Annotated in this window: 16 protein-coding genes; 7 read left to right on the top strand and 9 right to left on the bottom strand. The window is 66.4% G+C overall.

Going from position 1 to position 18,141, the window contains the following annotated elements:
- Positions 1 to 106 precede the first annotated feature (106 nt).
- A complete protein-coding gene (locus tag D1Y84_RS08390; protein WP_124848110.1) occupies positions 107 to 598 on the top strand; it encodes a polymer-forming cytoskeletal protein in 492 nt (163 codons plus the stop codon).
- Between the two features lie 69 nt (positions 599 to 667).
- Here the strand turns inward: D1Y84_RS08390 and D1Y84_RS08385 are convergent, their stop codons facing one another.
- The 5 genes from D1Y84_RS08385 to purM all read right to left on the bottom strand — a co-directional run bounded on the left by D1Y84_RS08385 (position 668) and on the right by purM (position 5,775).
- A complete protein-coding gene (locus D1Y84_RS08385) occupies positions 668 to 1,423 on the bottom strand; it encodes an SDR family NAD(P)-dependent oxidoreductase (RefSeq protein ID WP_124848109.1) in 756 nt (251 codons plus the stop codon).
- A gap of 208 nt (positions 1,424 to 1,631) precedes the next feature.
- Entirely contained in the window at positions 1,632 to 3,260 is a 1,629-nt protein-coding gene (locus tag D1Y84_RS08380) for a GMC family oxidoreductase (protein ID WP_233581279.1), read from the bottom strand.
- A complete protein-coding gene (locus tag D1Y84_RS08375; RefSeq protein ID WP_158615390.1) occupies positions 3,257 to 3,904 on the bottom strand; it encodes a gluconate 2-dehydrogenase subunit 3 family protein in 648 nt (215 codons plus the stop codon). The genes D1Y84_RS08380 and D1Y84_RS08375 overlap by 4 nt, the downstream gene beginning before the upstream one ends.
- Positions 3,905 to 4,072: 168 nt before the next feature.
- The gene (purN, locus tag D1Y84_RS08370; RefSeq protein ID WP_124848107.1) at positions 4,073 to 4,684 is read right to left on the bottom strand and encodes a phosphoribosylglycinamide formyltransferase; all 612 of its coding nucleotides are present in this window, start codon (positions 4,682 to 4,684) and stop codon (positions 4,073 to 4,075) included.
- On the bottom strand, positions 4,681 to 5,775 hold the full coding sequence (gene purM / locus D1Y84_RS08365) for a phosphoribosylformylglycinamidine cyclo-ligase (protein ID WP_124848106.1): 1,095 nt from the start codon (positions 5,773 to 5,775) through the stop codon (positions 4,681 to 4,683). Before purM ends, purN begins: the two co-directional genes overlap by 4 nt.
- A gap of 261 nt (positions 5,776 to 6,036) precedes the next feature.
- Between purM and D1Y84_RS08360 the strand changes: the two genes are divergently transcribed.
- Positions 6,037 to 7,074 carry a hypothetical protein gene (locus tag D1Y84_RS08360; RefSeq protein WP_124848105.1) on the top strand — a complete coding sequence of 346 codons (1,038 nt, stop codon included), beginning with the start codon at positions 6,037 to 6,039 and terminating at the stop codon, positions 7,072 to 7,074.
- Positions 7,075 to 7,205: 131 nt separating this feature from the next.
- On the opposite strand, the gene miaA is transcribed toward D1Y84_RS08360, so the two are convergent.
- From miaA to D1Y84_RS08345, 3 genes are read right to left on the bottom strand one after another with little or no spacing between them, the layout of a single operon-like run.
- Complete coding sequence (miaA, locus tag D1Y84_RS08355; RefSeq protein WP_124848104.1) at positions 7,206 to 8,192, bottom strand: tRNA (adenosine(37)-N6)-dimethylallyltransferase MiaA; 987 nt, start codon at positions 8,190 to 8,192, stop codon at positions 7,206 to 7,208.
- Between the two features lie 19 nt (positions 8,193 to 8,211).
- A complete protein-coding gene (locus D1Y84_RS08350; RefSeq protein WP_124848103.1) occupies positions 8,212 to 8,412 on the bottom strand; it encodes a hypothetical protein in 201 nt (66 codons plus the stop codon).
- Positions 8,412 to 9,482, bottom strand: coding sequence for an energy transducer TonB (locus D1Y84_RS08345; RefSeq protein WP_124848102.1), 1,071 nt, complete (start codon positions 9,480 to 9,482; stop codon positions 8,412 to 8,414). Before D1Y84_RS08345 ends, D1Y84_RS08350 begins: the two co-directional genes overlap by 1 nt.
- Before the next feature lie 118 nt (positions 9,483 to 9,600).
- Here D1Y84_RS08345 and D1Y84_RS18900 point away from each other — a divergent pair, with 118 nt between their 5' ends.
- Both D1Y84_RS18900 and D1Y84_RS08335 read left to right on the top strand, forming a co-directional pair.
- Complete coding sequence (locus tag D1Y84_RS18900) at positions 9,601 to 10,524, top strand: MogA/MoaB family molybdenum cofactor biosynthesis protein (protein WP_370245737.1); 924 nt, start codon at positions 9,601 to 9,603, stop codon at positions 10,522 to 10,524.
- Between the two features lie 5 nt (positions 10,525 to 10,529).
- The gene (locus tag D1Y84_RS08335; RefSeq protein ID WP_233581561.1) at positions 10,530 to 11,174 is read left to right on the top strand and encodes a YqaA family protein; all 645 of its coding nucleotides are present in this window, start codon (positions 10,530 to 10,532) and stop codon (positions 11,172 to 11,174) included.
- 134 nt (positions 11,175 to 11,308) lie between these two features.
- Here the strand turns inward: D1Y84_RS08335 and D1Y84_RS08330 are convergent, their stop codons facing one another.
- On the bottom strand, positions 11,309 to 11,779 hold the full coding sequence (locus tag D1Y84_RS08330; protein ID WP_124848100.1) for a hypothetical protein: 471 nt from the start codon (positions 11,777 to 11,779) through the stop codon (positions 11,309 to 11,311).
- 381 nt (positions 11,780 to 12,160) lie between these two features.
- Here D1Y84_RS08330 and D1Y84_RS08325 point away from each other — a divergent pair, with 381 nt between their 5' ends.
- The 3 genes from D1Y84_RS08325 to D1Y84_RS08315 are packed head-to-tail and all read left to right on the top strand — an operon-like array spanning position 12,161 to position 18,110.
- The gene (locus D1Y84_RS08325) at positions 12,161 to 13,381 is read left to right on the top strand and encodes a recombinase A (RefSeq protein WP_124848099.1); all 1,221 of its coding nucleotides are present in this window, start codon (positions 12,161 to 12,163) and stop codon (positions 13,379 to 13,381) included.
- Positions 13,382 to 14,905, top strand: coding sequence for a DNA polymerase Y family protein (locus D1Y84_RS08320; RefSeq protein ID WP_124848098.1), 1,524 nt, complete (start codon positions 13,382 to 13,384; stop codon positions 14,903 to 14,905).
- Positions 14,898 to 18,110, top strand: coding sequence for an error-prone DNA polymerase (locus D1Y84_RS08315; protein WP_124848097.1), 3,213 nt, complete (start codon positions 14,898 to 14,900; stop codon positions 18,108 to 18,110). Before D1Y84_RS08320 ends, D1Y84_RS08315 begins: the two co-directional genes overlap by 8 nt.
- The last annotated feature ends 31 nt before the right edge of the window (positions 18,111 to 18,141 follow it).

The raw sequence follows: 18,141 nt of genomic DNA, 5'->3' as shown, positions 1-18,141 counted from the left end.
GCCGCGAAAGTGCATATGCTGTGACTGTTCCGCGGTTTACCCCTCAGGCGCTGCCTTGCGAGATACTGGAAGCGACGCGTCAGCAACGAAAGGACATTTAGAAGCAATGTGGAAACCGAATCAGCCAGCGAGCACACCATCCACCCCCAACGAGCCCCTTCGTCCGGCCGCACCGGCAACGCCGGCATTTGAGCCGGCAGCCCGTCCTGCCACAGGCGGCGCGCAGAACGCAGCCGGCGAGCAGGCGACGATCGGCAAGAGCCTGGTGATCAAGGGCGAAGTTTCCGGTTCGGAATCGCTCTACATCGACGGCAAGATTGAAGGCACGATTAACCTGGCCGGCAACCGCGTGACGGTTGGCCGCAATGGCCAGGTCTCGGCAAATATCACCGCGCGCGAGATCGTGGTGCTTGGCAAGGTTCGCGGCAACATGATCGCGAGCGACCGCGTGGATATCCGCTCGGAAGGTTCGCTGACTGGCGACGTAGCTGCCCAGCGCATCTCGATCGAGGATGGCGCCTTCTTCAAGGGTGGCATCGACATCCGCAAGCCGGATGCGGCTGCGAAGCCCGCCGAGCCTGCCAAGGTCACGGTCTAGCCTTTTGCGCTGGAACCACAGAAAGCCCCGGCTCGCGCCGGGGCTTTTTCTGTTTGGCAGGTGCTGCGGTTAGCGGTTGCCGCCTGCGACGTCCAGCGTGGAGCCGTTGACCCAGCGCGACTCTTCCGAGGCGAGAAACACGGCCACGTCGGCCACGTCGTCGGTCTGCCCGAGGCGACCCAGCGGGGTCGTGGACAGCACCAGCTTCTCGAACTCTGAATTTTCGCCCGTGTAGCCTGCCGTGTTGGTGCCCTCGGTCACGATCAGGCCGGGGTTGATGGCGTTGACGCGGATCTTGCGGGCACCGAGCTCCTTGGAGAGCGTGCCGGTAATGGTGTCAACCGCGCCCTTGGTGCCGGCGTAGATGCTGATGCCCGGGAAGACGCCCTTGCTGACCACGGAACTGATGTTGATGATGGAGCCGCCTGCCTCGCCGAAGAGCGGGAGCGCAGCCTTGGTGGTGAACAAGAGACCCTTGACGTTGGTGTTGAACTGGCGGTCGTACTCCTCTTCGGTGATGGCATCGATCGGCGTGGGACCAAAGACACCGGCGTTGTTGACCAGGATGTCGATGGTGCCGAACTGCTTCTTCACCTCGGCGAAGAGGGTGTCAATTTCGGCGACCTTTGCGACACTTGCGCCCACCACGATGGCCTTGCCGCCACCAGCCTCGATCTCCTTCGCCACACGCTCGGCGCCGGCCTTATCGGATGCGTAGTTCACGACGACGCTTGCCCCTTCGCGACCGAGAGCCTTTGCGATGCCTGCGCCGATGCCCTTGGAGGCGCCTGTCACTACTGCAACCTTGCCTGTCAGCTTACCCATGTTCTTTTCCTCATTCTCAGCGGCATAGTTCGACGCCTATCGAATGGATAAGATTGGGATGGATTGGTTGCGAAATGTTTGGGCGGCGCTGTCGCGGGGCCTCTTGCCGGGAGCACAGGCAAGCAGGCTGTGGCCGCGTGACGCGGGCTCGAGAAACAAGCCCGGCGCCGCGCGAACTGGCGGCCTTGCAGGGTCTAAGAGGCGGAGTTCAGGACAAGCGGCCGAGGAAGTGGTCGGCGGTGCGCAGTGCGATGGCCATGATGGTCAGGGCCGGGTTGGCGGGCATGGCGGTCGGGAAGGTGGAGTTGTCGCTGATGTAGAGGTTGGGGATGTCGTGCGAGCGACCCCAGGGGTCGACCACGGAGTTGCCGGGGTCTTCGCCCATGCGGCAGGTGCCGATCTGGTGGGCCATGCGGTTCAGCGTCCAGCGGTCGGTGCCGCCGGCAGCCTCCCAGATCTGGTGCATGAGTTTTGTGGCGTGGTCCATGAGCCGGTTTTCGTTTTCGCCCGCCGTGAAGTGCACCAGGGGCTTGGGCAGACCGCGGCTGTCGAGCTCGTCGGAAAGCTCGACGAAGTTCTGCTCGGAGGGCAGGCACTCGCCGGAGATGCCCATACCGGCGATGTTGGGGAAACTTTGCAGGTAGCGGACCAGGTCAGCCCCCCAAAGGCCGCGACCGCGCGAGACGGAGCCGGCCCAGGCGACGGGCATGATGCCGTAGCTCTGGATGAGGTAACCACCGGCGAAATCGGCATCCTTGGGGCGGATGGGGTCTTCGGTGATGAGGGACGCAGGAAAGCCCTTGTAGGGGCGGGTGTCTTCCTTGAAAGTGCCCCAGATCTGCGTGGAGGGGTGCGCCATGAAGTTGCGGCCAACCTGCCCGGAGGAGTTGGCCAGGCCGAGACGCAGCAGCAGTCGCGCGGACTCGATGGCGCCGGCGCAAAGGAACACGGCCTTGGTGCGCTGGCGAAGCTCCTGGCCGTCCTGCTGGTAGACCACGGCGGTGAGCAGGCCCTGTTCGTCGCGCTCGAGGTCGGTGACAAAGGCTTCAGCACGGATCTCGGCGCCGGCACGGACGGCGGCCGGCAGGTAGGTGACGTCCATGGACGCCTTGGCGCCGTTGCGGCAGCCCTGGTGGCAGTAGCCGCGATTAACGCAGGCGTGGCGCTCCGGATAGTCGGCATGCGGGCCGCTGTAGGCCGCGCTAAGGGCAGCGATAGGCGCGGGAGAATGCCGGATACCCAGGGCGTCGCAACCGCGCTGCATGAGCTGCGCAGGGGCGTTGAGCGGCAGAGCGGGCAGCGGGTACTTACGGCCAGGCTCCCAGGGGTAGTGTTCCGGCCCGGAGACACCGATGAAGCGCTCGACCTCTTCGAAGTACGGCAGCAGGTCGTCGTAGGCCAGGGGCCAGTCGACGCCGATGCCGAAGTCTTCCTTGATGCGCATGTCGCGGGAGTTAGGACGGGGAGCGTACGCGCCCCAGTGCAGCGTGGAGCCGCCGACGCCGGTGCCGGAGTTGTTGCTGCCGAAGGCTACAGGGTTAGCGCCGGTGGTGAGGCGTTCGTCGAGCCAGTACAGGTATTTTTGGGCGACCTCATCGGAGGCGTACTCATCGGGGTTAAGGAAGGAGCCGGCCTCGATGGCGACGACCTTGAGACCCGCCTGCGCGAGGCGTGCAAGCACAGGTGACCCCCCGGCACCGGTGCCAATGATGACGGCATCGACGGTGTCGGAGAGCGGGTACCGCTGCATGGGGGTCTGGGGATCGCGAGGTAGGTTGCCGGTGGTGCTCCGCGCGGCGGTGTGACGCTCCTGGGCTTCGCTTGTGAATGGTGTCATCTGCTGCGGTGTTTCCCCTTCAACTCCCATGCCTCCGTGTTGTTGATGCCGATGCCGCCACCGGCGTGTGCGGGCCAGCCGGCGGGTTCGTCGGCAAAGCCGTCGAAGCCCATAGCGTCCATGGTTGCCGGGTGCGCGACGTACAACTCGGTCGCATCGGCGAGGATTTCCTCGAACCAGCGGCTGCTGTCGAGACCTTCCCACTTTTCTTCGCCGTTCTGAACGCGGTGGAGCAGGGCGTCGGCCCGGTCCTCGGTGAGGTCGACGAAGTGGCGGCGGTGGCGGTGCTGCGCGCTTTCATCGAGCCTGGCCAGGCCTGTGGAGAGTGCCTGCGCATCGGGTGGAAGCGAGGCATAGCGCCAGCCGTTGCCGTGTCCGGCGGCGCGCTGCTGTTCGAGGCGCGCGGCCAGGGACAGTTCGTTGGCACCGGGTGCCCCGTCTTCGTCTTCGGGAAGCAGGCGTGCCAGTACCCTCTCGAGGATCTGGAAGGCCTCGGGCGTGATGCAGGTGGGCTTGTAGTCGGCGGGTGGCCCTTCAAGGCGACGCCGCAGCACGGTGCGGGTGGGCGTCGAAACGCGCGGAGATTTCAGGATCTCGAGTAGCGGGGCGCTGATCCCGCGGGCTTGTGTCGGTGTCTGCGGCATATTCCTCCCCCTGCAGCCGGGCGGCAGGGCTAACTCACAAAGCATGCAACTGTGGGGTCTTGCTCGGAAATCGATGAAGCTTTCAACTCTCAGACGCGCGGCAAGGCCGAAAGGTGCGGATTCTGCGTTGGCCGCATGGAAGAAAATGCCCGAAGGTGTACCGGGCGCCTAACGGGAGACCAGGCGACGACCCTCGATGCGCCATCCGCCGGCGAGTACCTCGGCGATGGCCTGGGGGTACAGGCGATGTTCCTGGGCGAGGATGCGCGCAGAAAGACTGGCTTCGTCATCGCCTGGAAGCACGGGAACGGCTCCCTGCGCGACAATCACGCCGTGATCGAGCTGCTCATCCACGAAGTGCACGGTGCACCCGCTGGTGCGGACTCCGTAGCGTAGCGCCTGCGCCTGTGCGTCAAGCCCGGGGAAGGCCGGCAGCAGCGAAGGGTGAATGTTGAGGATGGCCTGCGGGAAGGCGTGGATGAACTCCGGGGAGAGCAGGCGCATGTAACCGGCGAGGCAGACCAGGGTGACGCCGGACTCCTGGAGCCGCTGGATGAACTCGCGATCCTGCTCGGCCCGGGAGCGGCCACGGGCGGTGATGGCGAGCGCGGGGATCTCGAGGGCGCGCGCATGGGCGAGGCCGGGTGCGTCCTCCTTGTTGGAGAGCACGAGGGAGATGACAGCGTCGGGAATGACGCCGGTATCGATGGCCTCGGCGAGCGCGAGCAGGTTGGAGCCGCGCCCGGAGATCAGCACGCCGAGGCGGTGCCGAGGGATCATGGGCGGGGCTCGCCGGAAGCGGCACGGTAGACCACGGAGCGATCGTTGGAGCGGTCGCTGCGGATGGCCTCGCCGATCACGGAGTAAGGCTCGTCTAGCTTCGCCAGGATAGCCTCCGCGCGGCGCAAACGGGCGGCCGGCACCACGCAGATGAGGCCGACACCCATGTTGAAGGTGCGAAACATCTCGTCCTCCGCGACGGAGCCGAGCTGCTGCAGGTGGGTGAAGATGGGCAGCACTGGCCAGGAGCCATGCCGGACCTCGGCTGCAATGCCCTTGGGCAGGATGCGGGGGAGGTTCTCGGTGATGCCGCCGCCGGTGATGTGGGCCATGCCCGCGACCACGCCCGCCTTGGCCAGCGCCTGGATGGGCTTGAGGTAGGAGCGATGGGTGGCCATGAGCGCGGCACCGGCCTTTGCCTTGAGTGCCGGAACGCGCTGCGAGGCCTTGTAACCGGCGACCTCGAAGAAGAGCTTGCGGGCGAGCGAGTAGCCATTGGTGTGCAGGCCGGTGGAGGGCAGCGCGAGGAGCACATCGCCGGGCTGGATGCCGGAGCCGGTGATCAGTTTCGGGCGGGAGACCGCGCCGATGATGGTGCCGGCGAGATCGTACTCGCCGTCGGCGTAGAAGCCGGGCATCTGCGCGGTTTCGCCGCCGATCAGGGCGCAACCGTTCTCCTGGCAGGCATTGGCGATGCCGGTGACGACCTGCTCGATGACTTTGGGCGCGAGGCGGCCGGTGGCGAGGTAGTCCAGGAAGAACAGGGGCGAGGCACCCTGCACGGCGATGTCGTTGACGCAGTGGTTGACCAGGTCGGCGCCCACGGTCGTGTGAATGCCGAGCTCGAAAGCAAGCTTGAGCTTGGTGCCGACGCCGTCGGCGCTGGAGACCAGGACGGGCTCGGGGAAGCGCTTGAGGTCAAGCTGGAACAGCCCGCCGAAGCCGCCGATGCCGCCCAGGACGCTGCGCGAGAAGGTGGCTTTCGCAAGGGCCTTGATGCGCTCCTTGGCCTGGTCGCCGGCGGAGATATCGACCCCGGCCGAGGCATAGGTAATGGGCTTGCGAGCAGACTTTGCGGGTTGAGAGGGCAAACGAAACCTTTCCGGAAAAAGAAGCCCAGTTTAGCATCGGGGCGCGCAGATGGCACGGGGCTCTCCGGCCCTGCGGTTGGGGGTGCTGTTTGCCGCAGGGTCACAGGCGGGGACCAGACTGCTGTTTGCGTGGGCCTGCCTGCGGAAGGCGCGCCGGGAAGCACGCTTGCGCGCACATGGACGCCGGCCCGGCTACAATATGGTCTGCCGCACCTGCACGTTGCGGAAACCCCTAAACGGGCAGAGGAAAACGAACTGACAATGCGGCAGAAGCACCCTCTCGAGTTCCTTGATTTCTCTTCTTTGACGGCAGCCCTGCGCGCTTCGCGGCATGTAGCCACAGCGTGTGTGATGCTGGCGGGCGCCCTGCTGGCGCACCCGGCGGCGCAGGCCCAGAGCGTACAGGATGCCGCGCCCACGCGGACGACGCTGGTGGCCTCGGCGGTGGATACCGGCATTCGCACCGGCGAGACCTTCACGGCTAGGGTTGCGACCTCCACCGGCACGCCGGTGACCACGGGCACAGTGGACTTTGTGCTGGCCAGCGGCCAGTCGCTTGGCTCGGCGATCGTGGCGGCGGATGGAACGGCCAGCCTGACGGTGGCACAACTGCCGGCAGCAACCACCAAGAGCGTCAGCGGCGGCGGCCAGCTTGCGGTCACGGCCAACTACAACGCAGCGACAACGGCCCTTGCCAACTCGGCTTCTGTTGCAACGGCCGTGGCAACGCCCGCGGCCACAACACAGCTGCCGGACTTTACGGTGACGGCGTCGCAGTCGACGCTGACCGTGACTGCGGGAGCTTACGGCACCAGCGTACTCACGGTGACCTCGGTCGGCGGCTACACGGGATCGATGGAGTTGTCCTGCTCCAACCTGCCGGCGCAGGTGACCTGCGCGTTCAACCCGACGCAGCAGACGCTTACGGCCAACGGCACGTTTGTGAGCACAGTGGAGATTACGACCCAGGCGCCTTCCGGCACGGCCTCGTCGGCGATTGAACGGCACAGTGCGCTGGCAATGGCGATGCTCTTCCCGGGGTCGCTGGTGCTGCTCGGCCTGGCCGGGCGGCGACGCAAGGGATACAAGGGCCTGCAGATGCTTGGCGTGGCCATGCTGCTGGGCGGCGTGGGCCTTGGTCTGAGCGGCTGCTCGCAGCGGTATGACTACCTGAAGCATGCGCCTTCGGTGGCGACGGGCACGCTGCCCGGAACCTACCCGATCAACGTGGCGGTAGATGGCAACGTGGGGTCGTCGGTGAGTGAGCATGACCTGACGATCAGCCTTGTAGTGCAGTAGCAGGCTTTCAACACGCTGGAGCAGAAAAGGCCGGGCCGGTGCCCGGCCTTTCTGCGTTTGCTCGCCGAAGGCGGGGTGTTAGCGCATTGCGCCTGGTCAGCGGCGAGCGCTCGAAAGTTGATCGCTGCGGATCAGGACGCGGGATCGCCAGTGCCGGGTACCGGCGGTGTTGCCTGCATGGACTCGACCAGCGCGATGGCGCCTGCGGCGATCTCCGGGTCATGACCAAAGCCCTGGAACCAGTGCACCGAGGGCTCGCGACGAAACCAGGTGAGCTGGCGCTTGCTGTAGTTGCGGTGGCCCTGCTGCGCCGCCGCGATGGCTGCCTGTTCGCTGAGCTGCCCGGCCAGCACCGCGGCGGCCTCGCGGTAGCCGAGCGACTGCAGGGCGGGGGTGTCGGCACCGTAGCGCCGCTGCAGGGTGCGGGTCTCTTCCAGCAGGCCACTTGCGAACATGTGGGCGGCGCGCTCGTTGAGCCGCTGGTACAGCGAAGGGCGCGGGGGGTTGAGGCCGATGCGGAGCAGGCGAAAGCCCTCGAGCGGGGAGCGGCCGGCGGCAGAGATGGGCGCGGGGCCGACCATCGCCACTTCAATGGCGCGGGACAGCTTGGGGGTGTCGTTGGGATGGATGCGCGCCGCGGAGGGGGCGTCGACACGTTTGAGGATGCGGTGGAGATAACCCGGGGGCTTCGAGGCGGCAGAGGCAGCAAGCCGGGCGCGCAGGGCCGGGCAGCGAGGCGGCAAGGGGGCCAGGCCCTCGGTAAGCGCGCGGAGATAGAGCCCGGTGCCCCCGGAGACGATGGGCAGGCGGCCACGGGCGGCCACGGCTTCGGCGGCCTCGCGGGCGGCCCGCGCCCAGTGGCCGGCGGTCATGGTGCCGTCGGGATCGACGAGGTCAAGCAGGTGGTGCGGAACGGCGGAGCGCTCGGCAGCCGAGGGCTTGGCGGTACCGATCTCCATGCCGCGGTAGACGGCGACCGAGTCGCAGGAGAGGACCTCGCCGCCGAAGCGTTGGGCGAGCAGGAGGGACAAAGCGGTTTTGCCGCTGCCGGTGGGGCCGAGCAGGATCACCAGCAGGGGCAGCGGGGTTGAAGTACCGAAAAGCGTGTGAGGAACCATGGAGGAAGGCTGCCGCGCGTTAAAACCGCCACCAGCCAGCCGGGAAGAGCACGTGCGGCGGCATGCGCACGAGCACCAGGGCGAGGATGGCGGCAGCGAGCAGCAGGAGACCCACAGCCTGGCGGCGCTGGGTGAGCACGGCTTCGGCCTGGCGTGCCGGGTCGCTCAGCCGGGCAGGCTGGCCGGGGTGGAGGGGCTGTCGGGACGGCTGCGGGTGCATCAGCGGATCCCTCCGTTAGCGTCGTTGTAGATGAAGTAGAAGCGGAGTTCCAGGAACGGGCCCTTGAACTCCTTGGGCAGGAACGGGTAGGGACCGGCCCCAACAATGCCGGCCCATGCGGCGCGGTCAAGCGCGACGGTGCCGGAGGGGCCTTCGAGCTTCATCTCGGTGATGGAGCCGTCCTTGAGGATCTTGAAGCGGATCAGCACGCGGCCCTCCTTGGAGATGGGGGGACGGGCGACCTCGGGAATGATGGGGTACCAGGCTTTTTTGGTGGCGTAGATGACGCGCTGAATGTAGGGGCCGAAGTCAACGCCGAGGGTGTCGGAGAGGATGTCGACAGCGCCCTTGTCGGCGGCGCGGCCAGACTGCGGTCCGCCGGGAGCGCCGCCTTCATCGGTGATGGTGCCGCTGGAGCCACGGGCGGCGCGGGCAGCCTGCTGCACGTTGTCCGCGGCGGACTGCGGCGTGGCGAAGTTGGGCTTGCTGGGCTGCGGCCTGGGCGCGTCGACCTGCGCGTTCTGCGCGGGCGGCACCGGGGCCGGTCTGGGCGCGGGCTGCTGGGCCATTTGCGGCGCGGGCGGGGTGGGCGCAGGCCTTGGCTGCGGCGCCGGGGGCAAGGGCTTGGGCGCGGGCGCTGCTTTCGGGGCAGGCGGGGCCGCGGGCGCTTTAGAGGCCTGCGGACGCGGAGCAGGCGCGGCCTTGGCTGCGGGCCGGGGCTGGGTGAGGTTCTTGAGCGCGTCCGGCGGCAGCTGCAGGACGGTCATCTTGTCTTTGCTCTGCGAGGTGGTGCTGTCGCGCACCTTGACGCGCGGGATGTAGCGGGGCGCGAACAGGATGCAGAGGAACAGCACGAAGTGCAGGATCAGCGCGATCCAGATCTTTTCCCGCAGGGCTACGCGGGCGCGCTCGTCTTCGAGGTCCTCGATGACATGGAGCAGGTCGTACTCGCCGGAGTCGCCAATGCGGGGTGGCCGCGCCGAGCGGCGACGGCGGCCGCGAACGGGATCGCGGTCTGGTTGCCCTTCTGTCTCGGGCGGGGTGGGTGGCGATGCTTGGGTCGTCGACATGTATGGGCGAGCGTGGGGTGCGGTGAAATGCAGGACCGGTCCGCGCTGATTCTCCTGATTCTCTCACCTGCTCTACGTGCTTGGACGCGAGAGCCGCGCAAGGGATGTGCCGGATTGCATGTGCGGGGGCACCGCCCGGTCGAGGAAACGGCATTGTTCCTGCGATCGCTGCGGCAAGGGGTGCAGTGGAACAGCAGGGGCAAGGCTGTTACCGGGTCACAGACTGGGCACAGCCGGGTGGAGAGCGCGTCACGGGCCTGGTCACGAGCGGGTCACGCCGGGCTGTGTGCGGGCTTATGAACGTACAATGAAACCCGTGCAGCAAGCCTCTTCATCTCATCCGGCCCATTCTTTGGGGCATTCCTCGGCGCAGTCGCAATCGTCGCCCGCGTCCACTTCGGAGTTCCATTCCTTTCCCGTTTCCGTGATTACCGTCAGCGATAGCTGTGCACGTGGGGAGCGCGTGGACCTTTCGGGACCAGCGGTCGTGCGCATGCTTGAGGCGGCCCGGTTCCCCGTGGTCGACACGTGTGTGATTGCAGACGAGCAGCCCCTGATCGAAGACGCACTGCGCCGCCTTGCCACCCAAAGCCGCCTGGTGGTGACCACGGGTGGTACGGGCCTGTCGGTGCGCGATGTGACGCCGGAGGCGACGCGCGCGGTGTGTGGCCGGCTGCTGGACGGGCTTGCCGAGCAGATGCGCGCCGAGGGCCTGAAGGAAACGCCGTTCGCGGTGCTGAGCCGGGGTGTGTGTGGGCTGCTGGGGGCAACGCTGGTGATCAACCTGCCGGGTTCGCCGCAGGGCGCCGTGTGCTCATTGCGGGCGGTGCTGCCGGTGCTGCCGCATGCGCTGCGGCTGGTGGTGGATGCCAATACGCCGCATCCTGTGCCGCATCCCGCTTCCCATCCTGCGCCCCGTCCTGTCGATCCCACAGGCCACCCGGGCGTGCCGGTGAGTGCGCCGGTGGATGACGAGGGGATCCGTCCGAGTGGCCCGGATACCGTGGCGGAGCCGCTGAGCGACCCGGAGAGCGCAGTTTGAAGCACGTGGGACTGCTGCTGAAAAAGTGGACGCTGGTGTTGCTGGCCGTGCTGAAGCCGCTGGGTTTCTGGGGCGCGGGCGCTATCGCGATCCTGGACTCGAGCACGATCCCGGTGCCCATGGACCTGCTGCTGGCCACCTACATGTGGAACGACCGCGCGCATGCCTGGGTGTACGTGCTGATGGGCGCTGCCGGGTCGGCAATTGGCGGGCTGCTGCCGTTTCTGCTGGGACGCGCGGGCGGCGAACTGTTTCTGCTGAAACGGATCAACCGTGCCCGGTACGAGGCGCTGCGCAACCGGTTTGAGCGGCAGGAGTTTCTGGCGCTGCTGGTGCCCTCGATGCTGCCGCCTCCCACGCCATGGAAGCTGTTTGTGTTTGCGGCGGGCGTGTTCGAAATGCGCGTTTTGCCGTTCATGCTGGCGGTGTTCCTGGGGCGGCTGCTGCGCTTCAGCGTGCTGGCGATTTTGACCGTGAAGTACGGGCCGACCGCGGTGGGCGAGCTGGGCCACCTGGCACACGACCACGCGCACGTGCTGCTGTCGGTGCTGGGGCTCCTGCTGGTGGGGATCGCGGTGTACATGCTGCGCCAGAGCAACTTGCGCAAGGGCGTGGCGAGGGCAGAGCGGGACGGGGAGTTCGAGAACTAGCGCTGCATCGCTGGTTACGGTAACGACGATAATAAGTGAACAGGGCCAAACGGCAGAGCGCATGATGCGCTCTGCCGTTTTTTTGTGCGGATCTGTGCATTGCCTTCCGGCATGCGCTGCGCCGACGGCTGGGGCTAATCGGCGAGTTCCACGGCCCGGGCGGTGCCGGTCATGGTCATCTCCTGGTAGGTGAAATCGGCCCCGGCCAGCGGCTGGCCGCGCAGGGTGAGGTGGTGCGTGGCCTTGATGGCGAGCGTCTGCACCTCCTGCGAGGGGGCGCCCGTGTTGCTGCGCACGATGGGCACCAGGAGCGAAAAGGAGAGCGTGCGCAGGTCCGGCACGGTGTTGAGCAGCACGGTAACCAGTGTGCCGATGGCCGTGGTGTCCGTGGTGATCTGCCCGTCCTTGAAGGTAAAGCTGCCCTCCGGGCCGGTGTAGGACAGGCTCGCTCCATTCGCCGTGGTATTGACGACGACGGGGCCGCCGTGCCGCGGCATGTAGACCACCTGGATGGTTTTCGAGGCGTTCTGGAGCTTGAAGCTGTTGTCGATGACGGTGGAGACCGGGATCGCGGGAACAGAACTGGTCGCGGTGGTTGTTGCCATGGTTGCTCTCCTTGGGATCGGCAGGTTGCCGAATGTGTCGCACTTGGGAATGCGGAGAGGGCGAGAAGAAAGGGCCATGCAGGCTGCCTGGTTTTGCGCGTGCCGCGCTGGGTCGCCCTTTGCGGCTTCGTCGGCCAGGTGTGTTACCTGGGGGTGAGATCGACGTCGAGTAAGCGGCTGGGCGCCATCCGACGGCTCACGGGCTATTGCCGCCTGCTGGTGACCGAAGTGCGCCTGGGCATTTTGTGTGTTTTAAGCGCCGTTGAAAGCAAAAGACTTACAGACCTGAACACTATGCCCCAGAAATGTTGCACGTTGACTTGCGGGGGCATCGGGGAGGTATGCTGGGGCTCGAGAGCGAAGAAAAGGAGAAAGTAAAGAATGGCAGCTTCTTCCCACAGTGCGGTGCTGAAACGCGAGATCGAAGCAAAGCTCGCGGCTCGTATCCCCGGGGCGCTCTCGCCGCAGGCGCAGCAGGCACCCAGGCTGCTGCCCTGTGGCGTGACGGCGGTGGACCGGCTGCTGGACGGAGGGTTGCCGCTTGGGGGGATCAGCGAGCTGACGGGCATGGCGTCGTCCGGGCGCACCTCGCTGGCGTTTGCGCTGCTGGCAGAGGCGACCCGGGATTCGGCATGCGCGTATGTGGACGTGGATGACAGCGTGGATCCGCACAGCGCCGCGGCGGCGGGGGTGTCGCTGCGCAACCTGCTGTGGGTGCGCGTGGCAGCGGGTGCCGGGGATATTGGGCGTGTCAATAGACCGCTGGCGGAGCAGGGTGCGGGACTTGCCGCGACCGGTGCAGGGTTGGCTGGTACGCGGGTGGAGGGCGCGGTAGTGGCGCAGGACCCGGCAAAACCGGCTTCGGTGCGGGCTGGGTTTGCGGGGCATCCGCGGCAGGAGACGAAACAGTTTGACCACGCGCTAAGCAGGCTGATGGTGGAGAAGGCCGAAGCGCGGGCCCACAAAATGCAGGGCACGCCGGGTGCGCCGAACCAGCCGCTGGGGCTGGCGGCTGCGTCGGAAGAGCAGATTCGCTACGACCAGTACAACGCGCGCAAGGCGGATGAGCGCGACCCGATCCACCAAGCGAACCTGCGGTCGGCGGAGCGCGCACGGGAACGGACGGAGGCGCCGCTTCCCTTTCGCGCGGCGGCGGCGGTGCGGCCGTGGAAGCAGCAGGATGTGTCGCAGGGGAAGTCGCAGGGAAAACCCTGGGGCCGGTTGGACAAGGCGATCCGGGCGACGGACCAGTTGCTGCAGTCGGGCGGTTTTCGGGTGGTGGTGCTGGACCTGGCGAACGTGCCGGCGGAGCAGGCGCTGCGGATTCCCGCGGCAACGTGGTTCCGGTTTCGCAGGGCGGCGCAGGAGAGCGATGCCATTTTGCTGCTGCTGACGCAGTCTGCGTGTGCGCGGTCAAGCGCGTTGTGCGTGCTGGACTGCGCTGCCGAGGGTACGGAGGCGAGCGCCGGGTTGTGGAGCGGCTTCTCTAGGACCGCGGTGGTGTCGCGGCAGCGCCTGGGCGGCCCCCTGGGCAAAAAGGCACCGGGACGTGCCACAGCGTGGGCAGCAACGCCCTCGTGGATGCGCGCGGCGGGGCGCTAGGTGGTTTCTCCGCGGACCGCTGCCTCGAGCTTTGCGGCGATCTGCGTGCCGGAGTTTCCGGCGCTGGCATGGCTGCGCGGAGAGCCGCGTGCGGCGGCGGCGGCCGTGATCGAGGGCACGGCGCCGCTGGAGCGGGTTTTCTCGTTTAACCGCGCGGCAAAGGCGCTTGGGTTGACGCACGGGATGAGCAGGGTGCAGGCGGAGACGGCAGGGGCGATTGTGTTGCATGCCCGGTCGGTGGTGGAAGAACAGGCGGCGATGGAGGTGTTGTTTGAGGCGGCGAGTGTGTTTTCGCCGCGCGTGCAGATGGTGGCGTCGCCCGTGAACGGGTATGCGCATGCCAGGCAGCCGGCCGCGGTGCTGCTGCTGGACCAGGCGGGCATGGAGACGCTGTTTGGGGATGCCGCGAGCTTTGCCGCGAAGCTGCACAGGGCATTGCTCGACCTTGGGCTGCCGTCGCACGTGGCGGTCGCGCCCAATGCCGAAGCGAGCCTGCTGCTGGCACGGAGTTATGCGGGCGTGGTGAGTGTGAGCCGGCAGGAGCTGCAGGGGAAGCTGGCCCCGCTGCCGCTGAGCGCGCTGCGCTGCGAAGACGCGACGCTGAGCACCCTCACGCGGTGGGGCATACGCAACCTTGCGGAGCTTGCGGCCTTGCCGGAGGCCGCGCTGGTAAGCCGCATCGGCCAGCAGGGTGCGCGGATCAGGCGCCTGGCGCGTGGCGAGGAAGAGCGCCTGTTTACGCCGGAGGAGCCGGACTTTGTGCTGGCCGAGGAGATGGCGCTGGATGCGCCACTGGAGTCGCTGGAGTCGCTGCTGTTCCTGGTGTCGCCGATGCTGGAGCGCGTATTGCGGCAGGCGGTGCAGCATGCGTATGCGTTGCGCAGCGTGACGCTTACGCTCGAGCTCGAGAAGCTTGCGCCGCACGTGCTGGAAGTAAAGCCCGCGCTGCCGGCACAGAGCCGCGACTTATTGCTGAAGCTGCTGAACCTGAAGCTGCAGGCAGAGCCGCCGCGAGCGGGGATCGTGGGGCTCGCGCTGACGGCGGTGCCGGCGGTGCCGCAGGTGGCGCAGCGCGGGCTGTTCCAGGCGCAGTTCCCAGAGCCGGACAAGCTCGATCTGCTGCTGGCGCGGCTTCGGTCGATTGTGGGCGAGGAGCACGTGGGCTCGCCTTCTTTATGTAACAGTCACCGTGACGATTCATTCGAGATGGGCCTGTTTGCGCCGAGCGCGGACGTGGCCGCGGCGGCAGCAAAACCGTTTGCGCCACGATCGGCGTTGCGACGGTTTCGACCGCCGCAGTTATGCACGGTTTCGCTCCGCGGGGCGGCGCCTGCGCGGCTCTTCTGGAAGGGCGAGCGAATGGATTTGGAAGCGGTGTGCGGGCCGTGGCAGACGAGCGGGTACTGGTGGGACGGGCGACGGTGGGAGGCCAGCGAGTGGGACGCGGTAGTGGCAACGCCGCGACAGGCTTTGCGGCTGCGCCACGAACCCGGCGCATGGTACGTGGCGGGGCAGTATGACTAAGACCCAGGGCTATGTGGAGCTGCATGCGCGCTCGGCGTTCTCGTTTCTGGAAGGCGCGTCGTTGCCGGAGGCGATGACGCAGCAGGCGGCAAACCTGGGCATGCCGGCGCTGGGCATCCTGGATCGCGATGGACTATATGGAGCGCCACGCCTGTACACCACGGCGCAGAAGCTGGGAATGCGCTCGCATGTGGGCGCGGAGATCTCGGTCGCAGAGCTGGGCGGCCAGATGAGACCGGAGGGGTGGCAACCGCACACGATCCCGGAGCGACCGGTGCGCTTGTCGTTGTTGTGCGAGTCGCCGGCCGGGTACCAGAATCTTTCGCGGCTGATTACGAGTTACAAGCTGCTCCAGAAAACAAAGGGCGAGGGCGTGGCGAGTCTTGCGGCGGTGCAGAAGCACGCGGCGGGGCTGGTGTGCCTGACGGGCGGCGAGGAAGGTCCGCTTGCTGCTGCGCTTGCGGCGGGCGGCATGGAGCAAGGACGACGCACGCTGGAGTGCCTGGTGCGTACGTTTGGCCGCGACAACGTGTACGTGGAAGTGCAAAGGCATCGCATCCGCGAGCAGGAAGCGCGCAACCAGGCGGCGGTTGCGCTGGCGCGCTCGATGCAGTTACCGCTGCTTGCGACGAATGGCGCGAACATGGCGACGCCGATGGAGCGCGAGGTGCTCGATGTGCTGAGTACGATCCGGCATAAGTGCACGCTCGATGCGGCGGGCATGCTGCTGCAGCAGAATGCGAACCGGCACCTGGTGAGCGGGGCCGAGATGTGGGATCGCTTCGGGGACCTGCCGTGCGCGGTGGAAGAGACGGGCGAACTTTCCAAGCGGCTGCAGTTTGTGATGAAGGACATGGGCTATCGCTTTCCGCTGTACCCGATCCCGGAAGGCGAGTCGATGGACAGCTTTTTGTGCAAGCGCACGATGGAAGGCGTGGTGAAGCGGTACGGCGCGAAGGGCGATGCGAAGCTGCGCGCCAGGGCGGAGGTGCAGGTCGCGAAAGAGCTGGCGATGATTGCGCGGCTTGGGCTCGCGGGCTACTTCCTGATCGTGTGGGACATTGTGGAGTTTTGCCGCAAGGAGGGAATTCTGGTGCAGGGACGCGGCTCGGCGGCGAACTCCGCGGTGTGTTATTCCCTCGGCATTACGGCGGTGGACCCGGTGGGAATGGAGCTGCTGTTCGAGCGGTTTCTGTCGGAGGTACGCGGCGAGTGGCCAGATATCGATCTTGACCTGCCATCGGGCGGTGATCGCGAGCGTGCGATCCAGTATGTGTACACACGCTATGGGCAGTTGGGCGCGGCAATGTGTGCCAACGTGATTACGTATCGAGGGCGCTCGGCAGCGCGCGAAGTGGGTAAGTCGCTCGGCTTTGACGAGGCAACGCTGACACGGCTGACGCGGCTGGTGGGTTCGTGGGAGTGGAAGGGCCCGACCGATACGATGGAGGACCAGTTTCGCACCGCGGGTTTTGATCTCGCGCATCCGAGGATTGCGAAGTACCTGGAGTTATCGATCCGCATGCTGGATCTGCCGCGGCACCTGGGGCAGCACTCGGGCGGCATGGTGATTGCGCAGGACCAGCTTGCAGCGGTGGTACCGATCGAGCCGGCGAGCATGCCGGGGCGCACCGTGATCCAGTGGGACAAGGAAGACTGCAGCGACATGGGCCTGATCAAGGTGGACCTGCTGGGGCTGGGCATGATGGCGGTGCTGAAGGACTGCGTGGAGCTGATCCCGCGGCACTACGGCGAGCCCGTGGACATGGCGCAGATACCGCAGGATGCCGAGGTGTACAAGTCGCTGTGCCGCGCGGACACGGTGGGGCTGTTCCAGGTGGAATCGCGTGCGCAGATGGCGTCGCTGCCGCGCAACATGCCGGACAGGTTTTACGACCTGGTGGTGCAGGTGGCGATTATCCGGCCCGGGCCGATCGTGGGCAAGATGATGAACCCTTACATGGAGCGCCGACAGAAGAGACAGCCAGTGCGCTACCCGCATCTGCTGCTCGAGCCTGTGTTGAAGCGGACGCTGGGCGTGCCGCTGTTCCAGGAGCAACTGCTGCGCATCGCCATGACAATTGCAGACTTTACCGGAGGCGAGGCAGAGGAGCTGCGTCGTGCGCTGGGCAGTCGGCGGTCGGTGGAAAAGATGCGGGCGCTGGAGATCAAGCTGCGCAAGGGCATGGACAAGAACGGCGTATCGCCCGAAGCGCAGGAGGAGATACTCCAGTCCATCAGCTCGTTCGCACTGTATGGCTTTCCCGAGTCGCATGCGGCGAGCTTTGCGCTGATTGCGTATGCGAGTGCGTGGCTCAAGTTTCACTATCTCGCTGCGTTTACCGCGGCTATTTTGAATAACCAGCCGATGGGTTTTTACTCGGCGGCGGTGCTGGTGAAGGATGCGCAGCGGCATGGTCTGCGGGTGAAGCCGGTGGACGTGCTGCGCTCAAGCTGGCCGTGCACGTTGGAGCAGGAAGAGAATGGCACGCTTTCGTTGCGGCTGGGTTTCTGCTATGTGCGCGGGCTGCAGCGGGTAAGTGCCAACGACATAGAAGCGGCACGCGGGATGCGGGCATTCGCGTCGATGGATGAGCTGGCGCGGCGTGTGCCGTCGCTGAGCCGGGCCAACCTTGCGACGCTGGCGGAGATTGGTGCGCTAAATGTTGTGGGAGTGGCAGTGCATCGCAGGGAGGCGCTATGGCAGGTGGAGCGTGCGGGGCGGCGCGTGGGGCCGCTGCTGGCGGAGCTCGATCGCGATGAAGAGATTGCGTCGCCGCTGCGGGCGATGGCGCCGGAGGAACGAATGATCGCTGATTATGCCTCGACCGGCGTGACCGTTGGACGGCACCCGATGGCGCACTGCCGCGCGCAGTTGCAGAGTTTGCGCGTGGTGTGCGCGGGCGACCTGCGGCGGCTGCGGCACGGAGTAACGACGCGCATTGCGGGCGCGGTGATTGCGCGGCAGAGACCGGGCACCGCGCATGGATTTATCTTTTTGTCGATCGAGGATGAGTCCGGAATTGCCAACGCGATTATCGATCCGGACTTGTATGAGCAGCACCGGTCGCTTGTGACGTATGCGAGGTTTCTGCTGATCGAAGGGACGCTGCAGAATATCGACAGCGTGATCCATGTGCGCGCGAAGCACGTGGAAGAGTTGAATGTTGCGGCAGTGTCGATGCAGTCGCATGACTGGCACTAGGCATCGGGATTTACATGCACACAGGGTTGAG

Source organism: Acidipila sp. EB88 (genome assembly GCF_003858395.1).
In the GTDB taxonomy this organism is placed as follows: Bacteria; Acidobacteriota; Terriglobia; order Terriglobales; family Acidobacteriaceae; genus EB88.
This window is presented reverse-complemented; position numbering and strand designations above follow the sequence as displayed.